Origin of the sequence: Nonomuraea typhae (genome assembly GCF_009760925.1) — a bacterium.
In the GTDB taxonomy this organism is placed as follows: Bacteria; Actinomycetota; Actinomycetes; order Streptosporangiales; family Streptosporangiaceae; genus Nonomuraea; species Nonomuraea typhae.
Genome location: NZ_VRLV01000005.1, coordinates 469,186 through 489,391, shown reverse-complemented (window position 1 = coordinate 489,391; position 20,206 = coordinate 469,186). Strand labels below are relative to the sequence as shown.

Sequence of the window (20,206 nt, the reverse complement as noted above, 5' to 3'; positions counted from 1 at the left end):
CGATCACGCCGCTGCCGGCGTAATCGGCGATCTTAACGGGATCCACCAGTCACCCCTCAGTACTTCAGCAGGTTGGCGTCGTCCACGGACGCCGACCTGCGGGTTCGGAAGATCGTCACGATGATGGCCAGACCGACCACGACCTCGGCCGCGGCCACCACCATCACGAAGAACGCGATGATCTGGCCTTCGAGGTTGCCGTTCTGCCTGGCGAAGGTGACGAACGCGAGGTTCGCGGCGTTGAGCATGAGCTCCACGCACATGAACACCACGATCGCGTTGCGCCGGATCAGCACCCCGAGCGCGCCGATGGCGAAAAGCAGCCCGGAGAGGATGAGGTACTGCGTCGTCACTTCGACTCCTCCTCGACCTCGACCTCGACCTCGACCGAGTGCCTGATCGCCTCGGCGAGCTTCGGATCGGCGGGCAGGTGGTCGTGTTCGACGTCATAGCGCGCGATGTAGCGGTTGACCGACTTCTCGGAGACCGATCCGTCGGGCAGCAGCGCCGGCATGTCGACCGCGTTGCTCCGGGCGTAGGTGCCGGGGCCGGGGAGCGGCGAGGGCTGGTCGCCCTGGAAGCGGGCGCGTGAGAGATCCTTCTGCGTGAGCTTGGCGGTGAGCCGCTCGCGGTGGGCCAGGACCATCGCGCCGAGCGCGGCGGTGATCAGCAGCGCCGAGGTCACCTCGAAGGCGAACACGTGGCGGGTGAAGATCTGCCCGGCCAGCGAGCGGATGTAGCCGCCCTGCCCGGTCGCCGCGGCCAGCCCCTTGGCGTTGGAGAACACCGCGTTGCCGACGGCCAGGATGATCAGCGACGCGAAGCCGACGCCCGCGATCACGGCCCAGAAGCGCTGGCCCTTCAGCGTCTCCACGAAGGAGTCCGAGGAGTCCACGCCCACGAGCATGAGCACGAACAGGAAGAGCATCATGACCGCGCCGGTGTAGACGATGATCTGCACCGCGGCCAGGAACGGCGCGTCCTGCGCCGCGTACAGCACCGCGAGGCAGAGCATGACGCCGCCGAGCATCAGCGCCGAGTAGACGGCCCTGCGGCTGAACACCACGCCGAGCGCGGCCAGCACCGAGATAACGGCCAGGACCCAGAAAGTGACTTGCTCACCCATTGGTCCGTCCCAGGCGGTAGTAGTCCTCTTCGGTCTCACCGAGCCGCATCGGGTGCGGCGGCTGCTCCATGCCCGGAGTCAACGGCGCGAGCAGCATCTCCTTGGTGTAGATGAGGCTCTCACGGTTGGTGTCGGCCAACTCGTACTCGTTGGTCATGGTCAGCGCGCGAGTCGGGCAAGCCTCGATGCAGAGGCCGCACAGGATGCACCGCAGATAGTTGATCTGGTAGGTGCGCCCGTAGCGCTCGCCCGGCGAGAAGCGGCCCTCTTCGGTGTTGTCCGCGCCCTCGACGTAGATCGCGTCGGCCGGACACGCCCATGCGCACAGCTCACAGCCGACGCACTTCTCCAGCCCGTCGGGCCAGCGGTTGAGCTGGTGGCGACCGTGGAAGCGAGGGGCCGTCGGCCGCTTCTCCTCCGGGTACCGCACGGTGACGGGCTTCTTGAACATCGTGTGGAAGGTGACGCCGAAGCCCTTGACGGGGTTCAGCCAATCAGTTAGTCCCACTGGGAACCTCCTTGTGCTGCACCCCGTGGTAGTGCGGCAGATCGAGCGGCGGCACAGGGAAGCCACCGGCGGTCGGCTCGCGGTCCAGCTCTTCGAACTCAGCGGCGACCTCGGCCCTCTCGGCCTCCTTCCGCCGCTGGTTGACCGTGTCGAACCGGGCCCAGATGGCGAGCGCGCCGACGACCACGACGGCGGCGATCGTCAGGACGACCGCCATGCTGCCCTCGAAGCCGGAGCTGGGGTCGCGGACGTACATGATCGCCCTGACCGTGGCCACGAGCATGATCCACGCCAGGTTCAGCGGGATGAGGACCTTCCAGCCCAGCGACATCAGCTGGTCGTAGCGGACCCGCGGCAGCGAGGCGCGCACCCAGACCACGAACGAGAAGACCAGGACGAACTTGATGAAGAACCAGAGCAGACCCCACCAGCCCTCGTTGGCGCCGTCCCAGAGGGAGATGGGCCAGGGAGCTCGCCAGCCGCCCAGGAAGAGCGTGACCGCCATCGCGGAAGCGGTGAACGTGTGCAGGTACTCGCCCATCATGATCAGAGCGAACTTCAGCGACGACGAGTACTCGGTCTGGAAACCGCCGACCAGCTCGCCCTCGCCCTCGGGCAGGTCGAACGGGATACGGGCGGCCTCGCCGAAGCCGCAGATCACGAAGATCAGGAACGACGGCAGCAGGAGCACGACGTACCACGACGGCATCGGAATCCCGAGGAACTCGCCGCCGGCCGCCTGCGCCTTCACGATCTCCGACGTGGACAGCGTCCCCGCGAACAGGAAGACGCCGACGAACGACAGTCCCATCGCGATCTCGTAGGAGACCACCTGCGCCGCCGACCTCAGACCGCCCAGCAGCGCGTACGGCGAGCGGCTCGACCAGCCGGCCAGCACGACGCCGTACACGGAGATCGCGCCCATGGCCAGCATGAACAGCACCGCGACCGGCAGGTCCACCAGCTGCAGCGGCGTCTGGACTCCGAACAGGTTGACCATGCCCGCGAACGGCGTGATGGAGAAGGCCAGGAAAGCCGGAACCACCATGATCACCGGGGCCAGCAGGTAGAGCACCTTGTCCACGGTGTTCGGGAACAGGTCCTCCTTCAGGCCCATCTTGATCGCGTCGGCGATCGACTGCAGGAGGCCGAACTTGCCCGCCCGGTCGGGACCGATGCGGTTCTGCATCCAGGAGATGAGCTTGCGCTCGTACCAGACGAAGAACATGACCCCCAGCAGGAGGAACACGAACAGCATCAGGGCCTTGACGATGGTGATCCAGAGCGGGTCCTTGCCGAAGTCGGCAAGGGTCGGTTCTACAGCGAGGATCATGAGGCGCTCCCGATCGAGACGATGTCGCCGGACACCGCGCGCAGGTCGCGGGTGACCGAGCTGCCGCCGGAGTTCGCCGGCACCCAGACCACGCGGTCGGGCAGCTCGGCGATGCGCACCGGCAGCGTGATCGCGTCGCCGATGACGAGCGTGTCGCCGTCGCCGACGCCGATCTCGGCCGCGGTGGCCTCGGAGACCAGGGCCTCGGCCGCGCGGGCGGTGCCCGCGAGGTAGGGCTCGCCGTCCTGCAGGCGGCCGTTGTCGAGCAGCAGGTGCCAGGTCGACAGCAGCGCCTGGCCGGCCCCCGGCGCGCCCGCGGCGGCGCCGCTGACGTTGGGGGCGGCCACGTGGGTGCCGCGCCAGGCGCCGATGGCGCCGAGCTCGCGGCGGGCGGCCTTGACGTCGGGCAGGCCCAGATGCACGTCCATGCGGTCGGCGAGGTTGCCGATCACGTGGAGGTCGCTCTGCAGGCCGGGCACCTTGATGGGCGCCTCGAAGGAGCGTCCGCGGCCTTCCCAGTTGACGAACGTGCCGGACTTCTCCTGCACGGCCGCGACGGGAAGCACCACGTCGGCGCGGTCGGTGACGGCGCTGGCGCGGATCTCCAGGCTGACGATGAACGGGGTGTTCTCCAGCGCCGCGAGCGCGGCGGCCGGGTCGGCCAGGTCGTGGGGGTCGAGGCCGGCGACGACCAGCGCGTCGAGCTCCTCGTTGGCGGCGGCGGCCAGGATGGCGTCGGTGTCGCGGCCCGGGGTGCCGGGCAGCGAGGCGACGTTCCAGGCGCGGGCGACCTCGGCCCTGGCGCTCTCGTCGTCGACGGGACGGCCGATCGGCAGCAGGTTCGGCAGCGCGCCGGCCTCGAGGGCGCCGCGCTCACCTGCCCGGCGCGGGATCCAGGCGATCTTCACGCCGGAGGCGGCGGCCAGCCGTACCAGAGCGGAGAGAGCGCCCGGGACGGTGGCCAGGCGCTCGCCGGCGAGCACGATCGTGCCCTCGGCGAGGTTGCCGACCAGGTCGCCGATGGCCTCGGCCTCGGCGCCGGGGGCGGTGCGGATGAGCGTGCCGCCCATCTTGGCCAGGCCCCTGGAGGCGAAGGGTGCGATCGAGCTGACCTTGAGGCCGTTCTTCTTCCACGCCTTGCGCAGGCGCAGGAAGACGATCGCCGCCTCCTCCTCGGGCTCGAGGCCGACCAGGACGACGGCCGGGGCCTTCTCCAGGTCGGTGTAGGAGACGTCGATACCCTTGCCGGCGACCGCGTGGGCGAGGAACTGGGTCTCCTCGGCCGACAGCGGCCTGGCGCGGAAGTCGATGTCGTTGGTGCCGAGCGCGAGGCGGGCGAACTTGGAGTAGGCGTAGGCGTCCTCGAGGGTCAGCCGGCCGCCGAGCAGCACGCCGGCCTTGCCTCGGGCGTTGGCCAGGCCCTCTGCCGCGACGGCCAGCGCCTCCGGCCAGGAGGCCGGCACGAGCACGCCGTCCTCGTTGCGGACGAGCGGCGTCTTCAGGCGGTCGGGCTGCGTGGCGTAGCTGAACGCCCAGCGGCCCTTGTCGCAGTTCCACTCCTCGTTCACCAGCGGGTCGTCCCCGGCCAGGCGGCGGGTGACGCGGCCGCGGCGGTGGTCGGTGCGCAGGGCGCAGCCACCCGAGCAGTGCTCGCAGACGCTCGGCGTCGAGACGAGGTCGAACGGCCGGGCGCGGAAGCGGTAGGCGGCGCCGGTCAGCGCGCCCACCGGGCAGATCTGCACGGTGTTGCCGGAGAAGTAGGACTGGAACGGCTCGCCGTCGGCGACCCGGACCTGCTCCTTGTAGCCGCGCTCGAAGAACTCGATGAACGGGTCGCCGGCGATCTGCTCGGAGAAGCGGATGCAGCGCGCGCACTGCACGCAACGCTCGCGGTCGAGCAGGACCTGCGTCGACAGCGCCAGCGGCTTGGGGAAGGTGCGCTTGTGCTCGTGGAAGCGGGACTCGCCCTGGCCGTTGGACATGGCCTGGTTCTGCAGGGGGCACTCGCCGCCCTTGTCGCAGACCGGGCAGTCGAGCGGGTGGTTCAGGAGCAGGAACTCCATCGCCGCCCGCTGTGCCTTCTCGGCCACCGGCGAGGTGAGCTGGGTCTGCACGACCATGCCCTCGGCGACCTCGATCGCGCACGACGGCTGCGGCTTGGGGAAACCGCGGCCGTTGCCCGCGTCGGGGATCTCGACCAGGCACTGGCGGCAGTTGGCCGCCGGGTCGAGCAGCGGGTGGTCGCAGAACCGGGGGATCTGGATGCCCAGGAGCTCGGCGGCGCGGATGATCAGAGTGCCCTTGGGGACGCTGACCTGGAAGCCGTCGATGCTCAGGGTCACCAGGGAGGTTTCTACAGCGGTGCTCGTCACTGGTCACCCCAGACAGTGGACTTCTTCGCGTCGAACGGGCAGCCGCCGACCTCGAAGTGCTTGAGGTACTCGTCGCGGAAGTACTTCACCGACGAGTGGATCGGGCTGGCGGCGCCGTCGCCCAGAGCGCAGAAGGACCGGCCGAGGATGTTGTCCGCGATGTCGGTGATCGTGGACAGGTCCTCCTCGGTGCCCTGTCCGGCCTCCAGGCGCTTGAGCACCTGCTTGAGCCAGTAGGTGCCTTCGCGGCAGGGAGTGCACTTGCCACAGGACTCGTGGGCGTAGAACTCGGTCCAGCGCAGCACGGTGCGGACCACGCAGGTGGTCTCGTCGAAGATCTGCAGCGCGCGGGTGCCGAGCATGGAGCCCTTGAGGCCGACCTGCTCGAAGTCGAGCGGCACGTCCAGGTGCTCGGCGGTGAAGATCGGCGTGGATGAGCCGCCCGGGGTCCAGAACTTGAGCTCGTGACCCTGGCGGATGCCGCCGGCCATGTCGAGCAGCTCGCGCAGCGTGATGCCCAGCGGGGCCTCGTACTGGCCGGGCCGGGTGACGTGGCCGCTCAGCGAGAAGATGCCGAAGCCCTTGGACTTCTCGGTGCCCATCCCGGCGAACCACTCGGCGCCGTTGGTGACGATCGAGGGAACACTGGCGATCGACTCCACGTTGTTCACGACAGTAGGCGAGGCGTACAGGCCCGCCACGGCCGGGAACGGGGGCTTGAGCCGAGGTTGACCGCGACGCCCTTCGAGCGAGTCGAGCAGCGCCGTCTCCTCACCGCAGATGTACGCCCCGGCGCCGGCGTGCACGACCAGTTCGAGGTCGTAGCCGCTGCCGAAGATGTCCGTGCCGAGGTAGCCCTTCTCGTAGGCTTCGCGCACGGCCGCGTGCAGGCGGCGGATGACGTGCAGCACCTCGCCGCGCACGTAGATGAAGGCGTGCTTGGCGCGGATGGCGTAGGAGGTGATGATGATGCCCTCGACCAGCGAGTGCGGGTTGGCCATCATCAGCGGGATGTCCTTGCAGGTGCCCGGCTCCGACTCGTCGGCGTTGACGACGAGGTAGTGCGGCTTGCCGTCGCCCTGCGGGATGAAGCCCCACTTCATGCCGGTGGGGAACCCGGCTCCGCCTCGGCCGCGCAGGCCGGAGTCCTTGACCGCCTGGATGACGGCGTCGGGGTCCATCGCCAGTGCCGTGCGAGCAGCGGAATACTCCCCGTAACCCTCGAGGGTGAAGGAGTTCGGCTGATCCCAGTTGGCGGTCAGGACCGGCGTCAACGTAGTGCTCATGCCTCGGGAGCCTTCCATCCGTTGGCCTTGGCGACCTTGAGGCCCTCCAGCGAGGCGCCGGCGGCCGAAGGGCCGTCGCCCGCGAGCTCGTCGGGCAGGCCGGCCAGGACGCGCGAGGCTTCCTTGAAGGTGCACAGCTTCTTCGGACCGCGGGTCGGCGAGACGCTCTTGCCGTCACGCAGGTCGTCGACGAGCTGCTTGGCCGACTCGGGGGTCTGGTTGTCGAAGAACTCCCAGTTGACCATCATGACCGGGGCGAAGTCGCAGGCCGCGTTGCACTCGATGCGCTCCAGCGACACCCTGCCGTCGCCCGTCGTCTCGTCGTGACCGACGCCGACGTGCTCCGACAGCTCGTCCCAGATCTGGTCGCCGCCCATGACGGCGCACAGCGAGTTGATGCAGACGCCGACGTGGAAGTCGCCGGCCGGCTTGCGCTTGTACATCGTGTAGAACGTCGAGACGCCCACGACCTCGGCCTTGCTCAGCCCCAGCATCTCCGCGCAGAACTGGTGACCGTCGTCGGAGACGTAGCCCTCCTCGGACTGCACCAGGTGCAGCAGCGGCAGCAGCGCCGATCGCGCCTTCGGGTACCGCCCGATGATCTCCTTCGCGTCCCGCTCGAGACGCTCGCGGATCTCCGGTGAATAACTCACCGGTCAACACCTCCCATAACCGGGTCGATAGATGCCACCGCGGCGATCACGTCGGCGACCTGGCCCCCCTCCGTCATCGCGGGGAAGGCTTGCAGGTTCGTGAAGGAGGGCTCGCGGAAGTGCACGCGGTAGGGCCGGGTGCCGCCGTCGCTGACGACGTGGGCGCCCAGCTCACCCTTGGCCGACTCGATCGCGGCGTAAGCCTGGCCGGCCGGTACCCGGAAGCCTTCGGTCACCAGCTTGAAGTGGTGGATGAGGGCTTCCATGGAGCTGCTCATGATGTGCGCGATGTGGTCGGGCGAGTTGCCGAAGCCGTCGGGGCCGAGCGCGAGCTGCGCCGGCCAGCCGATCTTCTTGTCCTCGATCATCACCGGCTGGCCCTTGAGCGGGCCGGCGATGCGGTCCAGAGCCTGCTCGATGATCTTGAGGGACTCTTCCATCTCCGCCATGCGCACCAGGTAGCGCGAGTAGACGTCGCAGCCGCGCTCGGTCGGGACCCGGAAGTCGTAGGTCTCGTAGCCGCAGTAGGGCTGCGACTTGCGCAGGTCCCAGGGCAGGCCGGCGGCACGCAGGATCGGGCCGGTGACGCCGAGCGCCATGCAGCCGGTGAGGTCCAGGTAACCGACGTCCTTGGTGCGGCGGACGTAGACCGGGTTCTCGTCGAGGAGCTTGCGGATGTCCTTGATCCGCTTCGGCATCTCCTTGAGGAACTCGCCGACCTTGTCCACGGCGCCGGCCGGAAGGTCCACGCTGACGCCGCCGGGGCGGATGTAGGCGTTGTTCATCCGCAGGCCGGTGATGTACTCGAACAGGTCCATGACCAGCTCGCGGTCACGGTAGCCGAACAGGAACGGCGTGGTCGCGCCCAGCTCCATGCCGAAGGTGCCCATGGCGACCAGGTGCGAGGCGATCCGGTTGAGCTCCATCATCATGACGCGGATGGCCTGGGCCCGCTCGGGGATCTGGTCGGTGATGCCGAGCAGCTTCTCCACGCCCATGCAGTAGGCGGTCTCGTTGAACATCGGCGTCAGGTAGTCCATGCGCGTCACGAACGTGGTCCCCTGGGTCCACGTCCGGTACTCCATGTTCTTCTCGATGCCGGTGTGCAGGTAGCCGATGACGCCGCGCGCCTCGGTGACCGTCTCACCGTCGAGGGTCAGCACCAGCCGGAGCACGCCGTGGGTGGACGGGTGCTGCGGTCCCATGTTGACGACCAGGCGCTCTTCCTCAGAGTCGCGCGCGCTGGTGACGACCTCGTCCCAGTCGCCGCCGTTGACCGAGTAGACCTTGCCCTCGGTCGCCTCCTCGTAGCCTGTGCTCACGAGTAGGACCTCCTCTCGTCCGGCGCGGGGATGGTGGCGCCGCGGTACTCGACCGGGATGCCGCCCAGCGGGTAGTCCTTGCGCTGGGGGTGGCCGTCCCAGTCGTCCGGCATCATGATCCGGGTCAGGGCGGGGTGGCCGTCGTAGACGATCCCGAAGAAGTCGTAGGACTCGCGCTCGTGCCAGTCGTGCGTCGGGTAGACGCCGACGGTCGAGGGAATGTGCGGGTCCTCGTCGGGAGCGCTGGTCTCGACGCGCACGCGCTTGTTGTGTGTGATCGAGCACAGGTGTACGACGGAGTGGAGCTCTTCGCCCGTCAGATGCGGGTAGTGCACGCCGGTCACCCCGAGGGAGAGCTCGAAGCGCAGGGCGGGGTCGTCGCGCAGCTTCTGCAGCACCTCGACCAGGCGCTCGCGCTTGACGTGCAGGGTCAGCTCGCCCCGGTCCACGACCACGCGCTCGATGGCGTCGTCCAGGTCGAGGGTGTCGACCAGGGCGTCGAAGTAGCCGCCGTAGGGGCGGGGCGTGGACAGCTGGGGCGCCCGCCGTACGACGAGACCGCCGTAGCCGGAGGTGTCACCCGTGCCGTGGGCGCCGAACATGCCGTGCCGGGCGACCGGGGTCTCGGGTACCTCGGGCAGGTTGTCCTTCTGCTCCTCGGGAAGGTTGTCGCTCACTGGCCCGCCCCCTGGTCGATCAGCGGAAGGGCGCGCAGAGCCTGCAGTTCGAGCTCGTCGATCTGCTTCTTCCTGTGGGCGCCGAACTTCATGTTCTGGATCTTGTCGTGCAGCTTGACGATCGAGTCGATCAGCATCTCGGGCCGCGGCGGGCAGCCGGGCAGGTAGACGTCGACCGGGACGATGTGGTCCACGCCCTGCACGATGGCGTAGTTGTTGAACATGCCGCCGCTGGAGGCGCACACGCCCATGGAGATGACCCACTTGGGCTCGGCCATCTGGTCGTAGATCTGGCGCAGGACGGGCGCCATCTTCTGCGACACGCGGCCGGCGACGATCATCAGGTCGGCCTGGCGGGGAGACGCCGAAGCGCGCTCCATGCCGAAGCGCGCCAGGTCGAAGTGGGGGCCACCGGTGGCCATCAGCTCGATGGCGCAACATGCGAGGCCGAAGGTGGCCGGCCACACCGAGTTCTTACGCGCCCAACCGGCGGCCTGCTCGACCGTGGTGAGGACGAATCCGCTGGGGAGTTTCTCTTCAAGTCCCATAATCAGTCCCAGTCCAGACCCTTGCGGCGCCACACGTAGGCGTAGGCCACAAGCACGGTGACGATGAACAGCACCATCTCCACCAGGGCGAACACCCCGAGACCCGAGGCGATCACCTGGCCGTCGGGGCCCTTCAGCGGGGCGAAGGAGACCGCCCACGGGTAGAGAAAGATGATCTCGATGTCGAACACGATGAAGAGCATCGCGGTGATCATGTATTTCAGCGGGAAGCGGCCGCCGCCGACCGGCTGGGGGGTTGGCTGGATGCCGCATTCGTAGGCGTCGAGCTTGGCGCGGTTCCAACGCTTCGGACCGGTGAAGGGAGCGATGGAGACCGAGAAGATCGCGAAGCCTCCCGCGAGAATGGCGAGCACCAGGATGGGCACATAGAGGTCCATCGCTACGCCTCCTCTTCTGTCTCAAAGCGCGCGGGCGCGCAGTCTGACCTATGGGTTTGCCGTTTGGGTCTGAGGTTCATGCTGGTGGGGCGACCTTTGACAGTGCGTTGATGATCTTGTCCGACGCATCGCCTCGCCGGTCGGTGAGATTACCAAGGAGTTTGAGCGCGAAGCGCATCAGCCTCGGGTGAGGCAGGCCGTGCCTCGTACCGAAGCTCATCACACCGGGCTTCCCGATCGCTTCGACGAACAACCTGCCCAAGGTGAAATATCCGCCATAAGCATCCTTAAGGACCTGCGGATAGGTGCGCAGGATGCGCTCACGCTGGGCGGGCGTGGTGCCGCGCAGCGCCTTGGCGATCACCTCGGCGGCGATCTCGCCGCTCTCCATCGCGTAGGCGATGCCTTCGCCGTTGAACGGGTTGATCGCGCCGCCGGAGTCGCCGACGAGCACGAGCCCGCGCGTGTAGTGGGGCTGCCGGTTGAAGGCCATGGGCAGCGCGGCGCCGCGGATCGGCCCCGTCATGTTGGCCTCGGTGAACTCCCACTCGGCCGGCATGTTCCGGCACCAGCGCTTGAGCAGCTCCCGATAGTCGATCTTGCCGAAGGCGTCGCTGGTGTTCAGCAGCCCAAGGCCGACGTTGGCGGTGCCGTCACCGACGGGGAAGATCCACCCGTACCCGGGCAGCAGCGTCTCGTCGTCCCACAGTTCCAGCCACGTCTCGAGGTAGTCGTCGTCGTGGCGGGGGCTGGTGAAATAGGTGCGTACGGCGACGCCCATCGGGCGGTCCTCGCGCTTGTGCAGCCCCATGCCCAGCGCCATGCGCGTGCTGTTGCCGTCGGCCGCGACCACGAGGCGGGCGCGGTAGGTGACGCCGTCCTTGGTCGTCACGCCGGTCACGTGGCCGCTGCGGTCGTCGAGCACCGGGCCGGTGACGTTGACGCCCTCCAGGAGGCGCACCCCGGCCTTGACGGCGTGGGCGGCCATGATCTGGTCGAAGTCCTGGCGGGTGCGGACCAGGCTGAAGTCGGGGAAGCGCTCGAGCTTCGGCCAGTCGAGCTCGAAGCGGAGCCCGCCGCCGACGACCCGCAGGCCCTTGTTCCTGATCCAGCCGGGGGCGTCGATGTCGACGCCCATGTTCTGCAACTGCTTCACGGCCCGCGGCGTCAACCCGTCGCCGCAGACCTTCTCCCGGGGGAATCGGGTCTTCTCCAGGAGCAGCACGTCGAGCCCGGAGCGGGCGAGATAAAAGGCGGTTGCGGAACCTGCGGGACCGGCGCCGACGACGATGACGTCGGCGTCAACTGTGTTCAATGGTCGCGCCCGCTCACCACTCGTTGGCATCGTGCCTCGCTCTCTCGTCGCGAGCTCCTGCGCTTGGCGATTGGCTGTTGGCACGGTCACTGGACTGTCCTGTCCTACACGCTCGAAGGCCGTGGGGTGCGGGGCCTTCGTTCCTTTGTGAACCCCTTCACAAACTTGTCGGCCCGCAGTCTAACGCTTTTACGGGGCAAAGTGGCAGCCGGGGCCCCTCATGCCGGCTTGAATCCGCGGTGCATCGCGACGACGCCCCAGGTGAGGTTGCGCCAGGCGACGCGCTCCCAGCCGGCCTCCTGGATGGTACGGGCCAGGGACGCCTGGTCGGGCCAGTCGCGGATCGACTCGGCGAGGTACTCATAGGAGTCGTCGTTGGAGCCGAACACCTTGGCCACCTTGGGCAGCAGCCGCATGAGGTACTCGCGATAGACCAGATCGGCCGGCGCGAAGGTGACGTGGGAGAACTCCAGGATGACCAGCCGCCCGCCCGGCTTGGTCACGCGCGCCATCTCGCGCAGCGCCATGCCGGTGTCGTGGACATTGCGCAGCGCCACCGAGATCGTCACCGCGTCGAAGCTGTCGTCGGCGAAGGGCAGCCGCATCGCGTCACCGGCCACGAACGGGATGCCGGGTCCCGACAGCGCGTTGCCGCCGTGGCGGCGCACACCGGTCTGGAGCATGCCCAGGGAGAAGTCGGAGGCGATCGCACGGGCGCCCAGGGTGGTGAAGGAGTCGGTCGAGGTGCCCGTGCCCGCGCCCAGGTCGAGAACCACCTCGCCGGGTCCCGCGTCGACCGCGGCGGCGACCGCCCTGCGCCAGTAGCGCACCTGGCCGAACGAGATCACATCGTTGACGAGGTCGTAACGCCGGGCCGTGCGATCGAACATCGCGGCGACCTCGTGCGGCTGCTTGTCCAACTGAGCGCGGGTCATACGGCAAGCCTATTGCCCCTGACCTTAAGGCCCTCACAGCCTGCGCCTTATCCCGACAATCAACGGAAAGTAGCGGCACCCTTACAGGTCGTCTGCTAGAACTTGGCGAATGTTCACGCGTGTCACCCTTGCGGCGGTCATCGCGATGACCCCCTTCACGCACACCCGCGTGGTCTCGGCCAACCCCGCCGACACCACGCCCCATGTCCTCGACGGCATCGTCAACGCCATCGCCCTGGTGGGCGGCACGGTGGTGGTGGGCGGATCGTTCAGCGAGGTCGCCGACGCCGGCCGTACCACCACCTATCCCCGCGCCAACGTCTTCGCCTTCGAACTGGCCACCGGGCGGGTTCTGCCCGGGTTCGCGCCGGTCGTCGACGGGCCGGTGCACGCGCTGGCCGCGGGCGCGGGCAGCACCGTCTACGTGGGCGGCGACTTTCCCGCCGTCAACCGGTCGCGGGCGCGCGCGCTGGCCCGCCTGAACCTGGCCGACGGCTCGCTCGTGCGCGGCTTCACGCCGCGCGTCGGCGGGGGCATGGTGAGCACGCTGGCCGGCCGCGGCCGTCATCTGTACGCCGGGGGCGACTTCACCAGCCCGCGTACGGCACTGGCCAGGCTCGACGCGGTCACCGGGGCGGCCGACCCGCGCTTCACCATCGAGCCCGGCCTGCCCCGCACGCCCAAGGCGAAGGTGTACGCGCTGGCCGCGAGCGCCGACCGGCTGGTCGTGGACGGCAGCTTCACCACGCTCGACGGCCAGCCGCGGCCCCAGCTCGGCGTCATCGACATCGGCACGCCCACGCCGTCGGTGGCCAACTGGCGCACCGGCGCCTACGAGCCGGAGTGCATGGCCGACGTCTTCCCGTCGTACGTGCGGGGGCTCGACCTCTCCCCCGACGGCAGCTATTTCGTGGTCGTCACCACGGGTGGGCCGGTCAGCTCGCGGCTGCGGCTGTGCGACAGCGCGGCCAGGTTCGAGACGTACAAGACCAGCCAGCGGGTCACGCCGACCTGGGTGAACTACACCGGCGGCGATTCGCTCTACTCGGTCGCGGCGACCGGCGCGGCCGTGTACGTCGGCGGGCACCAGCGCTGGATGGACAATCCGCGGGGGCGCGACTCGGTGGGGCCGGGTGCGGTGCCGCGGGAGGGCATCGCGGCGCTCAACCCGCGCACCGGAAAGGTGCTGCCGTGGAATCCGGGCCGCGAACGCGGCATCGGCGTGAAGGCATTCCTGGCACACCAGACTGGGCTACTCGTTGGTAGCGACACAACACGACTCGGACGGGAGTACCATGCCCGAATTGGCATGTTCCCCCTGCCCTAGTCGTCCTGCGGCTTCGGTCGGTCGACCTTGTCGCTGATGCGTGCGCTCACGGCGTCACGCTGCTTGGACAGCAGGACGTAGCTGGCCACACCGCTGATCAGGAAAGACACCACGAACAGCAGCAGCGGGTTTTGCAGTCCGAGCAGATACAGGACACCGAGGGTCACGACGAACAGGCCGATCCGCGACGCGGTGTAAACGAGAACGGGATGCACAGCTCAGAGGGTACTCGCCCCAGGTCGTGCCCCCTCGGGCCGCACCGCCGGCCGCTCTTCGCACCGGGCGCGAGCACTGCTACTGTTCCCAGTCAGGGAGTTTCGTAAAGAAACACCCACGAGAGCCCCAAAGAGGCTCTATCATATAACAATCGGGCAGTCAGCTGATAACAACCCGTGATCTTTGTAGAAAACCACGGATAAATCAGGCTTCGCTCGACACACTGGTTACCTGTCCGCCCGCTGGCAGGAAGCGGGATGCGAGGGGGAGAGATTGGTGGAGAGTAGCAGCGAGCGTCTGCTGACCCCAGGAGAGGTTGCCGCCCTCTTCCGGGTAGACCCAAAGACGGTTACGCGCTGGGCTGCGGCAGGCCGCATCAGCAGTATCCGCACCCCCGGAGGGCACCGGCGTTTCCGAGAGTCGGAAGTGCACGCCCTTCTTAGAGGCGAGGATGTTCTTACGGCCGAACGGCCGGCAGGTGAGTCCCCGCGCGTCTGACGTTCCGTCAGGTCGGTGATCCTGCGCCGCAGGATCACCGTCCGGGAGCCCCCGGGCACGCGCTCTGGCCGGTACGGCGGAGCCCCGCCGGCGCCCTACCCCGCGCCGAAGTCCCGGCACGCGTGCTCAGTCCATCACCCACATCACCGGACGACCCGAAACCACCCCGGCTCCCACCCCCCAGCCGGCGTGGTGACCCCCACCCCCCTAGGTCAAGGGTTGTCCCCAGATGTCAGGCGCCCTCTTGTTGCGCCTTGAAAGCCAGGAACTCGCGTTCCAGCTCGTCGTTCTCCGCGGCCCAGCGTTCCTTGCGCTCGGCCAGTTCCTCTTCCGTGAGCGACTCCGGCAACCAGCGCTCGTAGTCGGGATCCCCGGGTTCCAGCTCCACATACGCGTTGCCGATGAGACGCCCGTCTTCACTGGTCAGGCTCTGCGGCACGCGTAGCGTCCCGTCCGCGAGCCGGATGACGTACATCGCTCACCACCTAGATTCCGAAGCGCCGGTTGAAGAACAACATGACGTCGAGGGCCATCCGCGTGTCGCCACCCAGCATGTCCACCAGCGCGGGTCGCTGGCGCGAGGCGATCGCGGCGAAGGCGTCGGCGAAGAACTCCTTACGGCCGAGCCCTCCGCCCTGCCGGTGGAAAGCGGAGGCCAGTACGGGAGCGGCCTTCTCGTAGAGTGCCACGAACTCGGGCGAGTCGGAGACCCAATCGCCGGGTGCGGAGTCGATGTCGTCGAGCGCGTGCCCGACTTCGTGCATCATCACGTCGGGGGTGGGCGAGGGCCGGTCACCGACCACGATCTTGCGGTCGCCGTAGGCTCCGGCGCAGATGTCCCAGGTCGCCCGGCCCGAAGGAAGCGGCGCGCCGCGCAGGTAGCCCATGTCGTCGAGGTCCGGCACGCCGCCCTCGCCGACGTAGATGCCGTCGAGGCCGATGGCCAGCTTTCTGCGCAGCCGCTCGGGGAGCCTGGCGAGGCTCTCCACGGCCCGCACGACCTCGGGCGAGGGTGGGCCGAGGCGGGCGTCCCATTGGCGGTGCAGGACGCCTTCCAGCTCTCCGCAGTGCCGTAACCCGTCACCCTGGTCGGGCGCGTCGGGCCGGTTGGGCTGGGCGCGCGGCCGCTCGTCGGCGAGTTCGAAGTCCTGCCAGGTGTACTGGGGGCGGTCCATCACCGCCGCGGGCAGGCGTTCCCACCACCCGCGCTGCTCCACGTTCCGGTCGGGAGCGTTCCTGCGCTCGGCGCCCACCAGGTCCTCGTTCGGCGTGTCCCTGGCCCAGAACGACCGATCGGCCTCCGCCGGCGCGTCCGTCTGGCGTGAGGAGAGATAGGACCCCCGCCGCCACCATTGCCCACGCCGGTGCCGGCCCTTGTCACTGGAAAAGGCCATTTCTCCCCTAGCCGCACCCAGGGTGGAAGAACCATCCGCCACCTGACCCGACTACCACCGTACGCGGCCGATCTTCCCGAGTCATCCGAAATGGGACGCAGGTAAAGCACGATCACGCTGCGGATGGCTTACAGTTCGGGCATGGCAGGTGTCCTGTTCACCCTGGCGGTGCTGGCTTTCTGGCTCTACTCCCTCTTCGACGTCATCACAACGCCGGAGGACGAGGTACGGAACGTGCCAAAGACGCTCTGGGTCCTCGTCATCATCCTCGTCCCCGTCGTGGGCGGACTCCTGTGGTTCCTGCTCGGGCGGCCGGCCCGCGGCGGCGCGGGCGAGCCCATGGGCGGCCCGCAGCGGCCGTTTCAGCCGCGCCCGGCGCCGCCCAAGGGCCCGGAGGACGATCCGGAGTTCCTGCGCAACCTCGACCGGCGCATGCGCGACGAGGAGTAAAGGGCTAGTTGCTGACGTCGGCGTAGCTGTGCAGGCCGCCGAGGAAGATGTTGACGCCGACCAGGTTGAACAGCAGGCAGCCGAGGGCCACGAGCTGCACGATGGTGGCGGCCTTGCCGCGCCAGCCGGCGGTGACCCGGGCGTGCAGGTAGGCGGCGTAGGCCACCCACGTGATGAACGACCAGACCTCCTTGGGGTCCCAGCCCCAGTAGCGGCCCCACGCCTTGTCGGCCCACAGCGCGCCGGCGATGACGGCGAAGGTCCAGAGCGGGAAGGCCAGCACGATCGCCCGGTGGGCGACGCGCTCCAGATCGGCCTTCGCCGGCAGGCGGGACAGGCCGTCGCCGCGGATGAGGTAGAGCACGCCCGCGGTGCCCGCCAGGATGAACAGGCCACTGGCCAGGATCGCGGCGGAGACGTGGATGGCGATCCAGTAGGAGTTCAGCGCGGGCACCACCGGCCCGGCCGAGGTGTAGAGGAAGCGCACGGCGGCGCCGAGGCCCAGCACCACCACGAGCATGACGAACGGGCCGACGAAACGGACGTTCGCCCGGAGTTGCGTGGCCAGGAACGCGGTCACGGCGGCGAAGCAGATGGCCACCACGAACTCGTACATGTTGCCCCACGGCCAGCGCCCGACCGCCAGCCCGCGGGTGAAGATGGCGCCCAGGTTGGCCGCCCAGCCGACCCAGGCCAGCGCCAGGGCGACCTTGCCCGCCGTCAGCGCCCACCGCGCCGGCGGGACCTCGGTGGGAGGCGACTCGGGCTCACTCGGGGGCTCGCCGCCCACGGCGCCGGCGGCGACCGGCTGCTTGACCTTGCGCTTGGCCGGGGCGTCGGCGCTGGCCCTGCCGTACGCCAGCTCCAGCGCGAAGCCGATCATGGCGGCGAGGTAGAGCAGGACGGAGCCGAGGACGAGCTGGTCGCTCAGCTCGGCGAGTGTTTCAGCGGACATCCTTGACTCCAGCGGAAGCGGATAGGACCTTGACGATGTCGGCGAACTCCTCGGCGAAGCCCGCGGCGGAGCCCTCGGTGCGGGTGAGGCCGCCCACCTCGGCGGCGCCGTCCTTGACCCGGACGAACACACGGCGGCGGCGGATCATCAGCGAGAGCGCGATGGAGACGGTGGCCAGCGCCGCGGAGATCAGGGCGGGCACGCGGCCGGGGTCGTAGGCGATCTGGAGCGTCATCCACTCCCTGACCTCGACGAACTCGATCTTGCCCAGCTTGTCGGGCAGGTCGAAGGACTGGCCGGGGGCCAGCGGCTTGGGCGCCGTGGAGCCCATGGCCAGCGGCTTGAGCTTCTTCATGATCTCCGGCGGCGCCAGCTCGTACACCGACTGCGGCATGCCGGAGCGGGTGCCGAAGTCGCCCGTGAAGGCGCCGAGGATCTGCACCCGCGGCATGAGCGCGGCCGGGAAGCTGGAGGTGAAGCCGCCGCTCTGGGCCGGCGCGACGGTCGGCAGGAAGCGCATGAGGAAGCCAAGCTGCCCCGGCTGGGCGTCGGGCGCCTTGAGCACACAGCCGGAGACCCGGGTGAGCGGGAACTCGATCAGGCACGGCACCGGTCCCTCGAAGGCGACCTGCCCCTTGCCGTCGGTGACCCGGAAGACCGGCGCGTAGCCGTTGCCGATGAGGAAGGTCTGGGTGCCGTTGATCTCCAGCGGCAGGTTGACCTTGAGGTCGTAGTCGCGTTCCGGCGCCCCGGGCGCGTCGACGACCTTGAGGCGGGCGGTGAAGTCGAGCGGCTGGCCGATCTTCTTCGGGTCGCCGCCCACCTGGTAGTCGGCCTGGAAGTCGGTGAGCGTGAAGGCGAAGGGCTCCAGCGACTCGGCCGAGACCTGGGTGCCGGGCATGAAGCGGTCGTAGGCGGCGACGGTGTTGGCGAAGCCCTCGTTCTCGGCGACCAGGACGTTGCCCCGATAGCCGAACAGCGCGCCGACGCCGACGGCGGCCAGGACGCCGAGCAGGGAGATGTGGAAGAGCAGGTTGCCGGTCTCGCGCAGGAAGCCCTTCTCCGCCGAGACCCAGCCGTCGCCGGTCTCGACGCGGAAGCGCAGCTTGCGCAGGCGGGCCGCGGCCAGCTCGACCGTGAGCTCGTCGGTGTCGAGCTCGGCGTGGTGCGACAGGCGGGACAGGTGGCGGGGCGCGGCCGGCGGCCTGCGGCGCAGCTCTTTGAAGTAGGTGATCGTGCGCGGAATGATGCAGCCGACCAGCGAGGTGAACAGCAGCAGGTAGATCGCGGCGAACCAGTACGAGCCGAAGACGTCGAAGAGCTGGAAGCGTTCGTACCACTCGGCCCTGACCGGGTCGTTGAGGTAGATCCGCGCGACCTTGTCCGGCTCGACGCCGCGCTGCGGGATCAGCGAGCCGGGGATCGAGCCCAGCGCGAACAGAAACAGCAGGATCAGCGCGGTCTTCATCGAGGTGAGCGTGCGCCAGCCCCAGCGCAGCCACTCGACCGGGCCGAATCCCGGCGGCTTGGGCGCCTGCTTCTCAAGCTCCTGGACGGCCATCAGATCACCGGCTGGAATCCGCCGATGAGGCCCTGCAAACTCGCGATCATCTGTCCCCACAGCCCGCTGACGAGAAGGATGCCGACGGCGACCATCATGCCGCCGCCGATCCGCGTGATGAGGCGGGAATGCTTGCGGATCGCGGTGAAGGTCCGCAGCGCCCGGCTATAGGCAAGAGCGGCGCCGATGAACGGCAGCCCGAGCCCCAACGCGTAGAAGACGGCCAGCAGCGCGCCCCGCGAGGCGCTGCCCTCGTTGAGCCCGAGCGCGAGCACGACGGCCAGCGTCGGCCCGATGCACGGCGTCCAGCCGAGCCCGAACACCACGCCGAGCAGCGGCGCCCCCGCCAGGCCCGCCGCCGGCGTCCTGTGGATGCGCACGTCGCGCATGAACCCGGGCACCAGGCCCAGGAAGACCAGCCCGAGCACGATCGTCAGCACGCCGAGCACCCGCGTGATGACCTCGGCGTTGCCGAGCAGCAGCGAGCCGAGCCCGCCGAACAGCGCCCCGCTGAGCACGAAGACCACCGCGAACCCGGCCACGAACAACACGGTGCCCAGCACCAGCCGCCCGCGCTTGGGGTCGCCCCCGCTCATCCCGGTGACGTACGACAGGTAGCCCGGCACCAGCGGCAGCACGCACGGCGACAGGAACGACACGACGCCGGCGAGCACGGCGATGGGCACGGCCAGCAGCAGCGAGCCGGAGGCGACGACCTCATTCATCGCGGACCTTGGTGACGGCGCTCATCAGGTCGTTGTACTTGACCGCGCCGAGCGCCCTGGCCGCGACCCTGCCCTGCTTGTCGATGATCAGCGTGGACGGGATGGCGGCGGGCGGCACGGTGCCCTGGAAGGCCAGCGCGACCTTGCCCGGCTGGTCGAAGATGCTCGGGTAACCGGTCTGCTCGGTGCGTTCGAAGGCGATGGCGTCGGCCTTGCGGTCCTTGAAGTCGACGCCGACGAACTCCACGCCGCTCGCCTTGGTCTTGGCGGCGACGTCCTTGAGCACCGGCGCCTCCGCCCGGCACGGCCCGCACCAGGAGGCCCAGAAGTTGAGCACCACGACCTTGCCCTTGTGCTGGGCCAGCGAGACGGGCGGGCCCTCGAGCGTCGGGCCTTCGACCGCGGGGGCGGGCTTGCGGTCCGCGGCGGCGAAGATCTGCATCTTCCCGTCGCCGGCGATGAAGCGGGTGTCACCGGCCGCCGGCTGGCCGCTCTGGTTGCCCGCGCAGCCCGCGACCAGAAGGGCCAGCAGGGCGAGGGAGGCAGACGTCGCGCGCACGGGAGGATGATCTCCTTGTACTACAACCGGTAGAGCTTCAAACTCTAC

23 protein-coding genes are annotated in these 20,206 nt (G+C 68.9%); 3 read left to right on the top strand and 20 right to left on the bottom strand.

Features of this window, described 5'->3' with window-relative positions:
• Positions 1–56: 56 nt before the first annotated feature.
• The 13 genes from nuoK to FVE25_RS21685 form a co-directional block, all read right to left on the bottom strand.
• Positions 57–353, bottom strand: coding sequence for an NADH-quinone oxidoreductase subunit NuoK (gene nuoK, locus FVE25_RS21745; RefSeq protein ID WP_157248835.1), 297 nt, complete (start codon positions 351–353; stop codon positions 57–59).
• A complete protein-coding gene (locus FVE25_RS21740) occupies positions 350–1,126 on the bottom strand; it encodes an NADH-quinone oxidoreductase subunit J (protein ID WP_157248834.1) in 777 nt (258 codons plus the stop codon). The genes nuoK and FVE25_RS21740 overlap by 4 nt, the downstream gene beginning before the upstream one ends.
• Complete coding sequence (nuoI, locus tag FVE25_RS21735) at positions 1,119–1,634, bottom strand: NADH-quinone oxidoreductase subunit NuoI (RefSeq protein WP_157248833.1); 516 nt, start codon at positions 1,632–1,634, stop codon at positions 1,119–1,121. The genes FVE25_RS21740 and nuoI overlap by 8 nt, the downstream gene beginning before the upstream one ends.
• The gene (gene nuoH / locus FVE25_RS21730; protein ID WP_157248832.1) at positions 1,621–2,967 is read right to left on the bottom strand and encodes an NADH-quinone oxidoreductase subunit NuoH; all 1,347 of its coding nucleotides are present in this window, start codon (positions 2,965–2,967) and stop codon (positions 1,621–1,623) included. The genes nuoI and nuoH overlap by 14 nt, the downstream gene beginning before the upstream one ends.
• Positions 2,964–5,339, bottom strand: a complete 2,376-nt coding sequence (locus FVE25_RS21725) for an NADH-quinone oxidoreductase subunit G (RefSeq protein ID WP_157248831.1) — start codon at positions 5,337–5,339, stop codon at positions 2,964–2,966. The genes nuoH and FVE25_RS21725 overlap by 4 nt, the downstream gene beginning before the upstream one ends.
• Positions 5,336–6,625, bottom strand: a complete 1,290-nt coding sequence (gene nuoF / locus FVE25_RS21720; RefSeq protein WP_157248830.1) for an NADH-quinone oxidoreductase subunit NuoF — start codon at positions 6,623–6,625, stop codon at positions 5,336–5,338. The genes FVE25_RS21725 and nuoF overlap by 4 nt, the downstream gene beginning before the upstream one ends.
• Positions 6,622–7,278, bottom strand: coding sequence for an NADH-quinone oxidoreductase subunit NuoE (nuoE, locus tag FVE25_RS21715; protein WP_157248829.1), 657 nt, complete (start codon positions 7,276–7,278; stop codon positions 6,622–6,624). Before nuoE ends, nuoF begins: the two co-directional genes overlap by 4 nt.
• Complete coding sequence (locus tag FVE25_RS21710; RefSeq protein ID WP_157248828.1) at positions 7,275–8,600, bottom strand: NADH-quinone oxidoreductase subunit D; 1,326 nt, start codon at positions 8,598–8,600, stop codon at positions 7,275–7,277. Before FVE25_RS21710 ends, nuoE begins: the two co-directional genes overlap by 4 nt.
• Positions 8,597–9,277, bottom strand: coding sequence for an NADH-quinone oxidoreductase subunit C (locus FVE25_RS21705; RefSeq protein WP_157248827.1), 681 nt, complete (start codon positions 9,275–9,277; stop codon positions 8,597–8,599). The genes FVE25_RS21710 and FVE25_RS21705 overlap by 4 nt, the downstream gene beginning before the upstream one ends.
• Complete coding sequence (locus tag FVE25_RS21700) at positions 9,274–9,825, bottom strand: NuoB/complex I 20 kDa subunit family protein (RefSeq protein ID WP_157248826.1); 552 nt, start codon at positions 9,823–9,825, stop codon at positions 9,274–9,276. Before FVE25_RS21700 ends, FVE25_RS21705 begins: the two co-directional genes overlap by 4 nt.
• Before the next feature lie 2 nt (positions 9,826–9,827).
• Positions 9,828–10,223: an NADH-quinone oxidoreductase subunit A gene (locus FVE25_RS21695; protein WP_157248825.1), complete on the bottom strand. Its 396-nt coding sequence runs from the start codon at positions 10,221–10,223 to the stop codon at positions 9,828–9,830.
• A gap of 76 nt (positions 10,224–10,299) precedes the next feature.
• Positions 10,300–11,568: a geranylgeranyl reductase family protein gene (locus tag FVE25_RS21690; protein ID WP_157248824.1), complete on the bottom strand. Its 1,269-nt coding sequence runs from the start codon at positions 11,566–11,568 to the stop codon at positions 10,300–10,302.
• Between the two features lie 188 nt (positions 11,569–11,756).
• Positions 11,757–12,473, bottom strand: coding sequence for a demethylmenaquinone methyltransferase (locus FVE25_RS21685; protein ID WP_157248823.1), 717 nt, complete (start codon positions 12,471–12,473; stop codon positions 11,757–11,759).
• 109 nt (positions 12,474–12,582) lie between these two features.
• Between FVE25_RS21685 and FVE25_RS21680 the strand changes: the two genes are divergently transcribed.
• Positions 12,583–13,800 carry a hypothetical protein gene (locus FVE25_RS21680; protein WP_181019666.1) on the top strand — a complete coding sequence of 406 codons (1,218 nt, stop codon included), beginning with the start codon at positions 12,583–12,585 and terminating at the stop codon, positions 13,798–13,800.
• Here FVE25_RS21680 and FVE25_RS21675 read toward each other — a convergent pair.
• Positions 13,797–14,015: a DUF4229 domain-containing protein gene (locus tag FVE25_RS21675; RefSeq protein WP_157248822.1), complete on the bottom strand. Its 219-nt coding sequence runs from the start codon at positions 14,013–14,015 to the stop codon at positions 13,797–13,799. The two genes, FVE25_RS21680 and FVE25_RS21675, sit on opposite strands and share 4 nt — an antisense overlap.
• Before the next feature lie 277 nt (positions 14,016–14,292).
• Between FVE25_RS21675 and FVE25_RS21670 the strand changes: the two genes are divergently transcribed.
• Positions 14,293–14,514, top strand: a complete 222-nt coding sequence (locus FVE25_RS21670; RefSeq protein WP_157248821.1) for a BldC family transcriptional regulator — start codon at positions 14,293–14,295, stop codon at positions 14,512–14,514.
• Between the two features lie 232 nt (positions 14,515–14,746).
• Here the strand turns inward: FVE25_RS21670 and FVE25_RS21665 are convergent, their stop codons facing one another.
• Together FVE25_RS21665 and FVE25_RS21660 are read right to left on the bottom strand one after the other, a co-directional pair.
• Complete coding sequence (locus tag FVE25_RS21665; RefSeq protein WP_157248820.1) at positions 14,747–14,989, bottom strand: hypothetical protein; 243 nt, start codon at positions 14,987–14,989, stop codon at positions 14,747–14,749.
• 10 nt (positions 14,990–14,999) lie between these two features.
• Entirely contained in the window at positions 15,000–15,908 is a 909-nt protein-coding gene (locus FVE25_RS21660) for a hypothetical protein (protein ID WP_157248819.1), read from the bottom strand.
• Between the two features lie 141 nt (positions 15,909–16,049).
• Here FVE25_RS21660 and FVE25_RS21655 point away from each other — a divergent pair, with 141 nt between their 5' ends.
• On the top strand, positions 16,050–16,358 hold the full coding sequence (locus tag FVE25_RS21655) for a PLDc N-terminal domain-containing protein (RefSeq protein ID WP_246267264.1): 309 nt from the start codon (positions 16,050–16,052) through the stop codon (positions 16,356–16,358).
• A gap of 4 nt (positions 16,359–16,362) precedes the next feature.
• Here the strand turns inward: FVE25_RS21655 and ccsA are convergent, their stop codons facing one another.
• From ccsA to FVE25_RS21635, 4 genes are read right to left on the bottom strand one after another with little or no spacing between them, the layout of a single operon-like run.
• Complete coding sequence (gene ccsA / locus FVE25_RS21650) at positions 16,363–17,313, bottom strand: cytochrome c biogenesis protein CcsA (RefSeq protein WP_157248817.1); 951 nt, start codon at positions 17,311–17,313, stop codon at positions 16,363–16,365.
• Positions 17,303–18,874: a cytochrome c biogenesis protein ResB gene (gene resB, locus FVE25_RS21645; RefSeq protein WP_157248816.1), complete on the bottom strand. Its 1,572-nt coding sequence runs from the start codon at positions 18,872–18,874 to the stop codon at positions 17,303–17,305. The genes ccsA and resB overlap by 11 nt, the downstream gene beginning before the upstream one ends.
• A complete protein-coding gene (locus FVE25_RS21640; protein ID WP_157248815.1) occupies positions 18,874–19,599 on the bottom strand; it encodes a cytochrome c biogenesis CcdA family protein in 726 nt (241 codons plus the stop codon). Before FVE25_RS21640 ends, resB begins: the two co-directional genes overlap by 1 nt.
• Positions 19,592–20,158, bottom strand: coding sequence for a TlpA family protein disulfide reductase (locus FVE25_RS21635; protein ID WP_157248814.1), 567 nt, complete (start codon positions 20,156–20,158; stop codon positions 19,592–19,594). Before FVE25_RS21635 ends, FVE25_RS21640 begins: the two co-directional genes overlap by 8 nt.
• Between the last annotated feature and the right edge of the window lie 48 nt (positions 20,159–20,206).

Coding starts and splice junctions, on each gene's coding strand:
- FVE25_RS21685 (WP_157248823.1), bottom strand. CDS start 12,473: ATGACCCGCGCTCAGTTGGACAAGCAGCCGCACGAGGTCGCCGCGATG.
- FVE25_RS21655 (WP_246267264.1), top strand. CDS start 16,050: ATGGCAGGTGTCCTGTTCACCCTGGCGGTGCTGGCTTTCTGGCTCTAC.
- ccsA (WP_157248817.1), bottom strand. CDS start 17,313: ATGTCCGCTGAAACACTCGCCGAGCTGAGCGACCAGCTCGTCCTCGGC.
- FVE25_RS21695 (WP_157248825.1), bottom strand. CDS start 10,223: ATGGACCTCTATGTGCCCATCCTGGTGCTCGCCATTCTCGCGGGAGGC.
- FVE25_RS21740 (WP_157248834.1), bottom strand. CDS start 1,126: ATGGGTGAGCAAGTCACTTTCTGGGTCCTGGCCGTTATCTCGGTGCTG.
- FVE25_RS21680 (WP_181019666.1), top strand. CDS start 12,583: ATGTTCACGCGTGTCACCCTTGCGGCGGTCATCGCGATGACCCCCTTC.
- FVE25_RS21690 (WP_157248824.1), bottom strand. CDS start 11,568: ATGCCAACGAGTGGTGAGCGGGCGCGACCATTGAACACAGTTGACGCC.
- nuoH (WP_157248832.1), bottom strand. CDS start 2,967: ATGATCCTCGCTGTAGAACCGACCCTTGCCGACTTCGGCAAGGACCCG.
- FVE25_RS21660 (WP_157248819.1), bottom strand. CDS start 15,908: ATGGCCTTTTCCAGTGACAAGGGCCGGCACCGGCGTGGGCAATGGTGG.
- FVE25_RS21640 (WP_157248815.1), bottom strand. CDS start 19,599: ATGAATGAGGTCGTCGCCTCCGGCTCGCTGCTGCTGGCCGTGCCCATC.
- nuoF (WP_157248830.1), bottom strand. CDS start 6,625: ATGAGCACTACGTTGACGCCGGTCCTGACCGCCAACTGGGATCAGCCG.
- resB (WP_157248816.1), bottom strand. CDS start 18,874: ATGGCCGTCCAGGAGCTTGAGAAGCAGGCGCCCAAGCCGCCGGGATTC.
- FVE25_RS21665 (WP_157248820.1), bottom strand. CDS start 14,989: ATGTACGTCATCCGGCTCGCGGACGGGACGCTACGCGTGCCGCAGAGC.
- FVE25_RS21700 (WP_157248826.1), bottom strand. CDS start 9,825: ATGGGACTTGAAGAGAAACTCCCCAGCGGATTCGTCCTCACCACGGTC.